Annotated in this window: 9 protein-coding genes; 5 read left to right on the top strand and 4 right to left on the bottom strand. The window is 47.2% G+C overall.

The genetic code is table 11. The features are described 5' to 3' along the window. Positions 1 to 26: 26 nt before the first annotated feature. The 3 genes from IEY67_RS23920 to gpmA form a co-directional block, all read right to left on the bottom strand. The gene (locus IEY67_RS23920; protein WP_122374520.1) at positions 27 to 908 is read right to left on the bottom strand and encodes a DUF3078 domain-containing protein; all 882 of its coding nucleotides are present in this window, start codon (positions 906 to 908) and stop codon (positions 27 to 29) included. A 270-nt stretch (positions 909 to 1178) separates the two neighbouring features. Next, the gene (locus tag IEY67_RS23915; protein WP_122354062.1) at positions 1179 to 1739 is read right to left on the bottom strand and encodes an RNA polymerase sigma-70 factor; all 561 of its coding nucleotides are present in this window, start codon (positions 1737 to 1739) and stop codon (positions 1179 to 1181) included. Positions 1740 to 1846: 107 nt separating this feature from the next. Beyond that, complete coding sequence (gene gpmA / locus IEY67_RS23910; protein ID WP_122354061.1) at positions 1847 to 2599, bottom strand: 2,3-diphosphoglycerate-dependent phosphoglycerate mutase; 753 nt, start codon at positions 2597 to 2599, stop codon at positions 1847 to 1849. A gap of 149 nt (positions 2600 to 2748) precedes the next feature. Between gpmA and IEY67_RS23905 the strand changes: the two genes are divergently transcribed. From IEY67_RS23905 to IEY67_RS23885, 5 genes are all read left to right on the top strand, one after another. Continuing rightward, on the top strand, positions 2749 to 3777 hold the full coding sequence (locus tag IEY67_RS23905) for a FecR family protein (protein ID WP_122374519.1): 1029 nt from the start codon (positions 2749 to 2751) through the stop codon (positions 3775 to 3777). Positions 3778 to 3940: 163 nt separating this feature from the next. After that, positions 3941 to 7327, top strand: a complete 3387-nt coding sequence (locus IEY67_RS23900) for a TonB-dependent receptor (protein ID WP_370860717.1) — start codon at positions 3941 to 3943, stop codon at positions 7325 to 7327. A 15-nt stretch (positions 7328 to 7342) separates the two neighbouring features. Further along, a complete protein-coding gene (locus IEY67_RS23895; protein WP_183671758.1) occupies positions 7343 to 8962 on the top strand; it encodes a SusD/RagB family nutrient-binding outer membrane lipoprotein in 1620 nt (539 codons plus the stop codon). Between the two features lie 224 nt (positions 8963 to 9186). Further along, a complete protein-coding gene (gene nikR / locus IEY67_RS23890) occupies positions 9187 to 9588 on the top strand; it encodes a nickel-responsive transcriptional regulator NikR (protein ID WP_122354057.1) in 402 nt (133 codons plus the stop codon). Between the two features lie 86 nt (positions 9589 to 9674). Then, positions 9675 to 11567 carry a TonB-dependent receptor plug domain-containing protein gene (locus IEY67_RS23885; RefSeq protein ID WP_183671757.1) on the top strand — a complete coding sequence of 631 codons (1893 nt, stop codon included), beginning with the start codon at positions 9675 to 9677 and terminating at the stop codon, positions 11565 to 11567. Positions 11568 to 11802: 235 nt separating this feature from the next. Here IEY67_RS23885 and IEY67_RS23880 read toward each other — a convergent pair whose 3' ends face one another. Then, positions 11803 to 12306: an RNA polymerase sigma factor gene (locus tag IEY67_RS23880; RefSeq protein WP_122354055.1), complete on the bottom strand. Its 504-nt coding sequence runs from the start codon at positions 12304 to 12306 to the stop codon at positions 11803 to 11805. Positions 12307 to 12522: the final 216 nt, after the last annotated feature.

The raw sequence follows: 12522 nt of genomic DNA, 5'->3' as shown, positions 1-12522 counted from the left end.
TGCTATATTCTTGTTCCTTAATCCGGTCAGAAGTTATAGGCAAGTCCTACACCGAGTATCTCTTTGAACTGCACTTTCGCGCCGTGCTTCGTGCCGTTGTCGTCGAACGTTTTCACGTCGTTGTCATATTTCAGGGTGGTGTTGAGCGTGGCCGAGAGGAATTTGTTGATCTTCATGCTGATCAATACATCCCAGTTGACGTCGATATTCCCGAACTGGTCGTTGTACGGGGTGAAGAAGTCGGCCGTCGTGATCAGGCTCACGTTTTCCATCACCGGCATTTCGGCACGGGCTTTCAGGTAAGCGCCGCATTCGATCTTGAAACGGTCGCCCGGATCGACGCCGAATGCACCTATGTCGGAGAGGTAATCGTCTGCCACCCAGGTCATCTTCGCGGAAACGGGCGAGAGAAAGACCGAATAGTTACTCCTGGGGCGGTACTCCATACCCAGCGAAATGTTGGAGTAGGCCGGGGCAAAGAAGTTGGAGATGTAATGTTCCTTGTCCGGGTAATTGTAGCCTTTGGCGAACTGGGTGTTGAGATCGCCCATCAGGGTGTAGAACCAGACATTGTTGGTCGAATAGCCTAGCTGGGTCGAGATTCCGATCTTGTCGGTGCTCTTCCTGACACCCTGCGATTTGGTTTTCGCCAGACCGTAGTCGGCAACCAGGGTGGTCATCCATAGCCAGTTACCGCTTTTATGTGTCAGCGAGCCGTTCAGGTAAGCATTTCCGGCAACGGAGTTTTCGCCGCCTGCCGACCAGTTGGTCATGGCGGTCTGCGACAGGTTGAGGCCTGATACGCCTTTCAATACCCATTTTCCTTCTTCATATCCTTTATCGTCGGTCTGGGCATGAGTGATGCCGGCCAGCACGGCGAATACTATCATTAAGCATGTACGTTTCATATTCTGTTTTATTTTAGTTGTTTTATAAGGGGCGCCCTATTATTTAAACATGCTTGATTAATTTTTGTTCAGTAAAGGTTATAATTGAATAATAGGATACATGCTTTTTAATAAATGACCGGGTATATGCTCTCTGTAAAATAGGATGCATGCTCTTTCGGAAAAGGGTGCATGCTTTTCCGAAAAAGGGTGCGCCCTTTTTAGAAAAGGGATGCGTCCTTTTCCGGACGGGGGAAAAGTGCCTTGTTTGGGGCTGGTGAAGTTCGCCGGTCAGTTCAGCAACGCCATCAGCAGCGGCATGTAATCTTTGAGTTCCGTGCGCAGTATTTTCAGTGATTGGGAGATGCGGTAGGCGATGGTTTTGGGCGATACGCCGGTGCGTTCGGCTATCTCGTTGTAGGTAAGGTGGCCGAAGCGGTTCATCTCGAACGCCTTCCGGTATTCCTCCGGCAGCGCGTGGATTGCCTTGGCCGCCAGGGCGATCAGTTCGCTTTCCATGTAAAAGTCGGGATCTTCAAATTGCTCTTCAAACCGGGCATATAGCGCCTCGTGTACCCGTTGTTTGATCTGGTTGTGCGTGATGTTGTTGAGGCATTTATTTTTTACCATGGTGAACAGCAGCGATTTCAGGGACATTTCCGGGATCAGCGCAGAACGGTTTTCCCAAAGCCACATCATCACTTCCTGCACGATTTCTTCAGTTTCTGTTTCGGCCACATATTGGGATGCAAATGCGCATAGCCCCCTGTAATATTGTTTGTAGACCGTATCAAATACGCTTTCGTCGCCGGTTTTTAGTCTATTTAAGGTCTCTTCGTTGCTTGTAATCACTGATAGTTAATTTGATTGAATGCAAACTTAAACAAATATTTGGTGAATAAAGAATCAACGCCCGGAAAATTTCCAAAAAAATCCCGGGCGCGGACTGTGAAAAACAACTATTTCTTTTCTTTTTTTCCTTGGTTTGCAACGGCTTCCATCAATTTCTTGATCTCTTCCGGGTCACCCAGGAAATAATCTTTTACCAGGTTCAGGTTGTCATCGAATTCGAGTACGTAAGGAACGGCCGTAGGCAGGTTCAGATGCACGATATCCTCGTCCGGGATGTTGCGTACATATTTAATGATGCCCCTCAGACTGTTCCCGTGGGCCGTCACCAGGATCTGGTCGGCAGTTTCGAGCGACGGGAAAATCACGTCTTTCCAGTAAGGCAGGATGCGTTCGACGGTATCTTTCAGCGACTCCGTGCGCGGCAGCTCCTTGTCGGGTACATCTTTATAACGGATCTCGAAACGTGGGTTACGCGGATCGTCCTCGTTCAGGGCATGTGGTGCCACATCGTAGCTTCTGCGCCAGATCAGCACCTGTTCGTCGCCATACTTCTCGGCCGTCTCGCTTTTGTTGAGGCCCTGCAGTGCGCCGTAATGCTTCTCGTTCAGGCGCCAGCTTTTTTCTACCGGAATCCAGTCCTGGTCCATCCGGTCGAGTACATTATTTAATGTCTTAACAGCACGCTTCAAATAAGATGTATAGGCTTTGTCGAAAACATACCCTTCTTTACGCAGCAAATCGCCCGCCTTGCGAGCTTCCTCAATACCTTTTTCGGTAAGATCGACGTCGGTCCATCCGGTAAACCGGTTCTCCTTGTTCCAGGCACTTTCGCCGTGGCGGAGCAAAACTATCTTTTTCATGTTCTTTTTTATTTATGATAACTGTCTGTATTTTAGATAACAAACGGGGATAGGAAAAAGATTTTGAATTTTTTCTTAAAAAAGTAACATTTTCGTTTAGTATATCCTTTTTCTGAATTGTATTAATAATAGAAACAGGAGAAACAGCGATGATAGTAGACGAATACATACTGATAAAATATATCGAAGGGACACTGCCCGACGACGAACGCGCCCAGGTTGACGACTGGGTGGCAGCCTCGCCGGAAAACGCAAAGTTGCTGGAGCAGGTTTATTTTACCTTGCAGGTGACAGACCGCGTACGGGTGATGGAGTCGGTCGATCCCGAAATGGCCCTGGTCCGTTTCAAATCGAAAGTACGTAAACAAAATAAGAAAGTTAGTTTACACCGTTCCCTACAGATGCTGCAAAGAGTTGCAGCCGTACTTTTTATCCCGGTGTTAGTTTTATCTGCATACCTTTTCATGCAGATTGGGCAAGAAGAGGTGCGCATGGTCGAAGTGCGCACCAATCCCGGGGTAGTTTCGACGTTCGACCTGCCGGACGGTTCGAAAGTTTGGTTGAACGCAGGAAGTTCATTGAAATATCCTAAAAATTTCTGGCCCGAATGCCGCCAGGTCGAACTGACCGGACAAGGGTATTTTGAGGTGGCGAAGAATCCGGAGAAACCTTTTATCGTGAAAGTCGATCCGTCTTATTCGGTGGAAGTGCTCGGAACCCGCTTCGACGTATCGGCCTACAAGGATGACGAGTTTGTCTCGACCACCCTCGTCGAAGGCTCGGTGCAGCTCAACATCGCGCAGGCAGGCGGCCACGTCACCCATCAGATCCTGAAACCCGACGAGCGGGCGGAGTTTACACGGGTGGGCGGTAAGTTGTACATCACTTCGGTCAACGCCGACAACAATACCGCCTGGCGCAACGGCGAGATCATCTTCAAAAACCAACCCATGTCGCGGGTACTCAAGGCGTTGACGCGCCATTATAACGTACGGTTCGATGTGAAAGACAAGGAAGTGCTCGAAGCCATCATCACCGCGAAGTTCAAAGAGGAACAGTTGCCGCAGGTGATGGAATATCTCAAACTGGCGTCGAACGTCAAGTTTAAGATCAGCAAACCGGCGATAACGGCCGACAACCGGCTGGAAATGTCAGTCATAGAAATATCAAAAGAGTAAAATAATAGTGTAGAACCTTTTTAAATCGAAATGCCTATGTGGAAGTAGAAAAAAAGTCCAAAAACATACGGAAAGATGTTGACGCATCTCCCCGCATGCAAAAGTCCAAGCTGTTGACGCAGCTATAGTTAACTTTATATTAAATAATAAGCATCACAAAATTATGAATAAAATTGTAACCTTAGAAATTATCGGGAAGAAAAGTTTTCATCTTTTCCGAAAAATACCATTAGTTATGAGATTGAGCGTTGTATTCTTTTTCCTTAGTCTTGGTATCGCAGTAGCGGGTAATACGTATGCACAGAATGCTACGCTCTCGCTGGATATGTCGAACAGCACGATAGCCAACGTGCTCGAAGCCGTTGAGAACCAAACGGATTTCTCTTTTATCTATGATGCCAGTATCGTGAACACCAGCCGTAAGGTGTCGGTGAAAGTGGACGAAAAAAACATTTTCGATGTCTTGAACAAATTGTTCGGCGACTCCGATGTGGCCTATACGGTGGTAAACACCAAAATTATCCTCAACAAGAAAGAGGCGATCATGCAGCAGGCAGCCAAGACTGTCAAAGGAGTTGTTACGGATAAGTCCGGCGAACCGATCATCGGTGCGAACGTGCTGCAAAAAGGTACAACGAACGGGACGATAACCGATGTCGACGGCCAGTTTACATTGACCTTGCCCGATAATTCCATCATCGTTATCTCTTATATCGGATATAACCCGCAGGAAATCAAATATGCGGGACAAGCATCCCTGAAGGTGCTGCTGGAAGAAGATTCACAGAATATCGAAGAAGTGGTGGTGACTGCTTTGGGTATCAAGAAAAAAGAATCCTCCCTGACTTATTCGACCCAGCAGGTCGGCGGCGATGAGCTGACTCGTGCCAAAGACCCGAACATGATCAATGCCCTGGCAGGTAAGACCGCCGGTGTGCAGATCAACAAGAGTTCTTCCGGTTTAGGTGGATCTGCCAAAGTTTCTATCCGTGGTAACCGCTCGGTAAGCGGTAACAACCAGCCGTTATACGTTATCGACGGTGTGCCGATGCTGAACAGCAGCAACGAACAGGCAGTCAGCGCAATCGGTGGCACGGCGGACGCTGGTAACCGCGACGGTGGCGACGGTATTTCCAACCTTAACCCGGACGACATCGAGAGCATGAGCATTTTGAAAGGGGCCTCGGCTGCTGCCCTGTATGGCTCGCAAGCTGCCAACGGTGTCATCCTGATCACTACAAAGAAAGGAAAAGCGGGTGTGCAGAAAGTAACTTTCTCTTCCAACCTGACGGTGGATCATGCGATGAGTTTGCCCGAATTCCAGAACGAATATGGCATGGACAAGGAAACGAAGACGAGCTGGGGCGCGAAGGGGAATCTGGCTGATTATGATAATGCCGGCGACTTCTTCCAGAACGGGGTGACGGCCATCAACTCGCTGTCGCTTACGACCGGTAACGAAAAGATGCAGACTTACTTCTCCTATGCCAACACCAGTGCCAAGGGTATCGTGGAACATAACAAGATGCAGAAGCATAACCTGAACTTCCGTGAAACCGCCGGTTTCTTCGACGATTACCTGAAACTGGATGCTAACGTGAACCTGATGTCGCAAAGTATTAAGAACCGACCGGCTTCCGGTGGTTATTATATGAACCCGTTGGTGGGCCTTTACCGTTTCCCGCGTGGCGAGAACATCGGCGAGTACCGCACGAACTTTGAAACTTTCAACAACGACCGCAACCTGATGCAGCAAAACTGGTACACGGATGCCGAACGCGATATGGAACAGAATCCCTACTGGATCACCAACCGCATCCAAAGTAACGACAAACGTTCGCGCGCCATCGCTTCTTTGACTGCCAACGTGAAGGTGACAGATTGGTTAAGCCTGCAAGCTCGCGGAACAGTCGATTATACACACGATACATACAACCAGAAAATGTATGCCACCACCGCCCCGGCTATCGCCGGATCGAACGGCCGTTATATCGATCTGAATCATACGGAGACGCTCTATTATGGCGACGTTATGGCCATGTTTAATAAAAAGTGGGACGACTTTGCTTTGACAGGCGCCATCGGTGGTAGCATCAACAGCACGACCGTCAACTCGTTGAGGCTCGACTCGAAGACGGCTTCACTGTATTACCCCAACCAGTTCTCGGTAGCTAACATTATGATGTCTACGGCTTCTTACATCGACCAGCAGATCGACCAGAAACGTGTGATGCAGTCTATCTTCGCAACCGCCCAGCTGGGATGGAAAGAAAGTCTGTACCTGGACCTGACCGCCCGTAACGATTGGTCGTCGACCCTGGCTTATACGAAGCACAGCAGCTTCTTCTATCCCTCGGTAGGTCTGTCATGGATCATCAACAACTCGCTGACGATGCCGGAATGGATCAACTTCGGCAAGCTGAGAGGTTCGTGGAGTAAAGTAGGTAATGACCTGCCTCTTTTCATCAGCAACCCGATTGCCGGAAGCAACGACCTGATCGTGGCTGGTGGAGCTATCCAGACAAATTCAAAAGCTCCGTTCGATGAACTGAAACCTGAAATGAGTACTTCATGGGAAGTAGGTACGGAGTGGAAATTCTTCGACTACCGCCTGGACTTCGATTTCACTTACTATAAGACAAACACGAAGAACCAGTTGTTTACGTTGCCTTCTTCTGCCGGTGCAGCTTATAAATATTACTATGTGAATGCGGGTAACATTCAGAACCAGGGGGTTGAAATCAGTTTGGGCATCACGCCGGTGATGACGGAAGATTTCCGCTGGAAGACTTCCTTTAACTTCTCGACGAACAAGAACAAAGTGATCGAGCTTCACCCTGACCTGAAAACATTTGTTTATGGCGACGAAGGTTTCTCTTCTTCTTACTCTATGCGCCTTGTAGAAGGGGGTGCGCTGGGTGATATCTATGGTAAGGCGTTTGAACGCGACGAAGCGACAGGCCAAATTGTTTTCTCGAAGGATGATGATGGCGATTTGATCCCTAACGTGGTCGGTTCAGGCAACACGATCAAGGTCGGCAACAGCAACCCCGACTTTATGTTGGGTTGGGGAAATACCCTGACTTATAAAGGATTTAGCCTTTACTTCCTGATCGATGGCCGCTTTGGTGGCGATGTTTTGTCGCAGACACAGGCCGATATGGACCAGAAGGGTGTGAGCGTCGAATCAGCCGCAGCACGTAATGCCGGATTTGTAGACCTGGAAGGTACGCAAGTGAAACCGGATAAATTCTATACGGCTGTCAGCGGTCGTAACGGATGTACCGAATATTATATGTATAGTGCAACCAATATCCGCCTGCGCGAACTATCTTTAGGATATACGTTCCCGAAGAGATTGCTGGAGAAAACGAAGGTTTTCCAGGATGTACAGTTGTCATTTGTCGGTCGTAACTTATTCTTCTTCCACAAATCGGCTCCTTTCGATCCGGATGCAGTCCTTTCAACAGGCAACGACAACCAGGGTATCGATGTATTCGGTATGCCGACTACCAGAAGCTTAGGTTTCAATGTTAAATTTACATTCTAATAAAGACAGTATATTATGAAAAAGAATTATAAATATATAGCCGCAATTTTTCTGGGCGGATTGATCGGTTTTTCAGCTTGTACGGATGATTTTGAATCTTATAATACGAACCAGGCCGGTTTCCCGGACAAGTCGAAGGAGCAGGAGTTCAATAAATACGGGATTCCTCTGGGAGTTGTTCAGCAGGGCATTTACTTCAATTACGACTGGGGTGGTGGTAAAAACTGGCCTTTCCAGGTTATGCAGAACCTGAGTGCCGATATGTTTTCCGGTTATGTGCACGACTTCAACCCGTTTAACGAAGGCCGTGCGAACACAACCTACAACATGCAGGACGGATGGAACGGCTCGTTTTGGGAAAATACCTACGGGTATATCATGACGGAGATACAGAAATCCGAGGACCTGACAGAAAAGGATTATCCTTCTTTCTACGGGATCACCCAGATTCTGAAGGTGGAATTGATACATCGCGTCTCCGATTTGTACGGCCCTGTTGTCTATACACAGTTCGGATCGAAGACCGGTTCCATGCCGGATACGCAGGCTGCTGCCTATAAGGCTTTCTTTGAAGACCTCGATAACGGGATCGGTTTGATCCGCGCTTACATGGAAGCTCATCCGGATGTGGAGAACTTCGCGAAGTTCGATATCCTGATGCCGCAAGGCAAACGGACCTATTCCGAATGGATCAAGTTCGCTAACTCGCTGCGCCTCCGTCTGGCTGTCCGTATCGCTATGGCCGATCCTCAGCTGGCTGCCGCAGAAGCGAAGAAAGCATTCGCGGATGCAGGTGGTTTGCTGGAAGACGACAACGATATCGTGGCTGTTTCTACCGATGGCACCGGTTACAATAATCCGTTTGGTGAGATCAATAAAGGATGGGGCGAAGTATTCCTGAACGCGAACATGGAATCCTATATGGGAGGTTATGAAGATCCCCGCTTGCCGAAGTACTTCGATAAAGCGGCCGGTGGCGAAGGCACTGAGATCGTTCCGGTAAAGGGTACCTACAAAGGAATCCGCCAGGGTACAGGTTTCAAACATAAAAATTACAGCAAGCATTCAAAGAGTACCGTCGCACAGACAACCGATGCGGTCCTGATGACGGCAGCCGAAGTATGGTTCCTGCGTGCAGAAGCTGCTTTGAGAGGCTGGTCTTCTGAAAATCCGGGCTCTTGTTACGAAAATGGCGTCAAGGCTTCTTTTGCCCAGTGGGGTGCTAAAGAGGTGGCTACTTACCTGGAAAGTACGAAAACTCCGAAAGACTATCTGGATGCTTTCGATGCCTCTTTCAACGCAAAAGCGGTAGGTACCGTCACTCCGGCATGGGATAATGCTGCAACGAATGAGGAGAAGCTGGAAAAAATCATCACCCAGAAATGGATCGCCTGCTTCCCGGAAGGTTGCGAAGCCTGGGCCGAACAGAGACGTACGGGTTATCCTAAGTTGTTCCCGGTTCTGGTGAACGACAGCCAGGGTACGATCGACTCGAAGCTGGGCCCGCGCAGGTTGAATTTCTTTGTCGGCATCAAAACCGCCAATCCTGATCAGTATGCTGCTTTAGTAACGGCTTTAGGTGGTGCAGACAATTGCGGAACCCGCCTGTGGTGGGACACCGGAAGAAACTTTTAAAGGATACAACGTTATTAGATTGATAACACAGAGTTATTAGATTATAGTTAGAGTATGAGGTAATGAGGACGGGAGTTGCAGGAATGTGACTCCCGTTTTTTGTGAAATCAGTAATACTGGTAATAATATCTGTAATTTATATTACATTATTTCTTTTTAGACAAATTATCTTTGTACCGGTAATAAAATAGTATATTTACCGCTCAAAATAAATGAAGCACTATATGTCGATAAAACGTTTTGGCGTCTCTTTGGAAGACAACCTGTTGGAATCGCTGGATCAGTATGTGGACGAGAATGGCTTTGCCAACCGCTCGCAGGCCATCCGCTTCCTGATAGAAAAGAACGTGGCTGAGAAGAAATGGCAATGCAATCACATCGTGGCCGGCACAATTATTATCATGTACGACCAGGAAAAGAAGGCTATTTCTGCAAAGATCGTAAGCATCCAGCAGGACTATCAGGATGCGATACTGTCTTCTTCCCAATATTATGTCAATCAGAATTTCTGCCTTCACATCGTTACTGTGATGGGAACCGCCCATCGCCTGACTGAATTGTCGGATAAACTGACTGCTATCAAGGGAATTAAACACGGCAAATTGGTGATGAGTCGGGCGGATTAAGTCTATTTTTTTTGCTCGAAAGGTAACACGATTTGATTATTTTGTGTTACCGATGGGGACGATTTTACATTATACAAGAATAAATTATGAAGAAAGGATTTTTACTTATTTCAGGATTGTTGGCAGGAGCGACAGCTTATGCAACCGAACCTGTCGAACCAATGGAAATAGATAGTCTGATTAATCTGCAGGGTGTTGTCGTATCTGCGAATAAGATACAGGTGAACCGTAACAGTGTCCCGCTGACTGTCTCGGTGATAGACCGGGATCAGATAGAAGCAAGTAGCGAATCGGCTTTACTGCCGGTTCTATCGGAGCGGGTTCCCGGGTTGTTTGTGACCGAGAAGGGTGTGACTGGCTTCGGGGTTTCTACCGGATCGGCGGGAACCGTGAACATCCGCGGGGTAGGGCAAGGGAGTAAGGTACTAATGCTGTTTGACGGCCAGCCGCAGTGGGCAGGCGTTTTCGGACATTCCCTGCCGGATACTTATGTGGCTTCTGATATTGAAAGGGTGGAGGTGATCCGCGGGCCGGGTTCGTTGTTGTATGGATCGAATGCGATGGGTGGCGTGGTCAACATTATAACCCGGCAGCATAAACAGCAAGGCCGCCGTACGCAGGCCCGAGTGATGTTCGGTTCTTACAATACACAGAAATACATGGTTAACAACGGCTATAACATAGGAAATTTCAGCAGTTTCATCTCTTTGAACCATGATCGTTCGGATGGGCATAGGCCGGATTCCAAATTTAATATCACCAACGGTTTTGCCAACCTCGGATACCGTATCAACAACCAATATAAGGTTACCGGCAATTTGAGCCTGGCCAAGTACAATACCGAAGACCCCGGGACGATCACGAGCCCGTTGTTAGACCATGATATGCATATCCTTCGTGGTACAACCTCGTTCGCTTTGGAGAATCACCATGAGAAGACAAGCGGTGCCCTGCGCGTTTTTTATAACTGGGGCCACCATAAAATCAACGACGGGCATGCGGTAAATGCCGATCCTCGCGAGTTCCTTTTCTATTCCGACGACCATAACACGGGGGTACAACTATACCAGTCTTTCCGCTTGGTGGAAGGAAATACGTTTACAGCCGGTGTCGATTATAAGAATTGGGGAGGGCATGCCTGGAACGATTCGATTAACGGACCGATCGGAGAGATTGTCAAGAAATCGGTGAACGAGGTGGCCGGTTATGCAATCATGCAGCAGGATTTATTTGATATCCTGAGCCTGAATGCCGGTGTGCGTTATGAACATAGCAGTGTTTATGGCAACGAATGGGTGCCACAGGCGGGATTTGCACTCCGTCCGTTTGAAGGAAATACGATCAAAGGATCTTTTTCAAAAGGCTACAGGAGTCCGACGTTGCGTGAATTGTATATCTCATATCTCCCTTATTCAAAAGCGAATCCGGATCTGAAGCCGGAAAGTATGCTGAGTTATGAGTTATCCGTCGGGCAATATCTACTCGATAATCGCCTGCATGCCGAACTGACAGCTTTTTATATTGAAGGTAAAGATATGATCTCTGTTGTAGACCGTCAGATGTCGAATATCGGGCGTTTTTATAATAAGGGTGTCGAGTTTGAAGCCGGTTATCAGATTCTGAACAACTTGAACGTGGATATGAACTACAGTTACCTGTATATGAACAAAGATATAGTAGCCGCCCCTGCCCATAAATTTTATGCCAGTGCTACCTATATGCCCGGACGCTTTACATTTAATCTGAGTGTGCAATCTATTTTTGACCTGTATACAAATGTAGGGAATAAGCCGGAAGATAATAGAAAGGAAGACTATACGGTACTGAACGCTCGTGCCTCTTATCGTTTCGGCTCACAGGATAAAGGGTTGAAGCTGTTTGTAAAAGGAGAGAATCTGACGGCCACCCGCTATTCCATCAACGATGGTTATCCGATGCCCAAGGCTGTGTTTATGGGAGGGATTGATGTGACATTCTAGTTCCTGTTAAATAAATTACTTCTAAAGGAGGTTGTTCCGTATATTGGGGGCAATCTCCTGTGTGGTGAATGTGGCAGGCGGGAAAAAAACTTTTATCTTCCGGTTTCCCGGTGCAGTACCTCTGTTTGATTTCACGTATGAATCGGGATAGGTTATTTTTGAGAAAGGTAGGGGGAAAAAAGTAAGTCCTAAATAACTTTTTACGGTTATTTAGGACTTGACTTTTTGAATTTTATCATCTGAAATCCTGCAACTTCTTCTGTAGTTCCTGCCGGGCGAAGAAGATACGGCTTTTGACTGTTCCGAGCGGAAGATTGAGCTTTTCGGCTATCTCGTTGTACTTGTAGCCGCTGACGAACATGGAGAACGGCATTTTCAGGTCGTCATTCAAGGCGTTGATTACTTTCGTGATCTCCTGAATGTTGTATGCCTTTTCAGGCGAGTCGAAACCGGAGTCGTTGGCCACGTCCAGGTTGTAAAGGTCTGCGCTGGAGTCTACCACCGTCTGCACGCGTACCACCTTGTGGTAGTTGTTGATGAAAATGTTACGCATGACGGTCAGAACCCAACCTTTGAAATTAACGTTGTCAACGAATTTATCCTGATTATCTAAAACCTTAAGTGCTGTATCTTGCAATAAATCCTGGGCATCGTCCCGGTTTGCTGTGAGCATAAGAGCGAAATTCATCATGTTCTCTTGTAAGCCCAATAATTTTTGTTGAAATTGTATCCCATTCATAATTTTAACTTTTTGAATGTTTATAAGTCGGTTAATAGCTGTAATTCAACAACTAATACAATACAAAAATAAACTTATACTTTATAAAAAACTAATTATTTTACTAATATTAATGATGCAGCCTCACTATTAATATTTGTATGCTAAAACCGTCTGAATTTGAACGGAATATACAAGTTTTCCACTTGTAAATTGTAATATTTGCAAGTAGTGCGT

The sequence above is a fragment of the Parabacteroides faecis genome, from assembly GCF_014647375.1.
Lineage (GTDB): Bacteria > Bacteroidota > Bacteroidia > Bacteroidales > Tannerellaceae > Parabacteroides > Parabacteroides faecis.
This window is presented reverse-complemented; position numbering and strand designations above follow the sequence as displayed.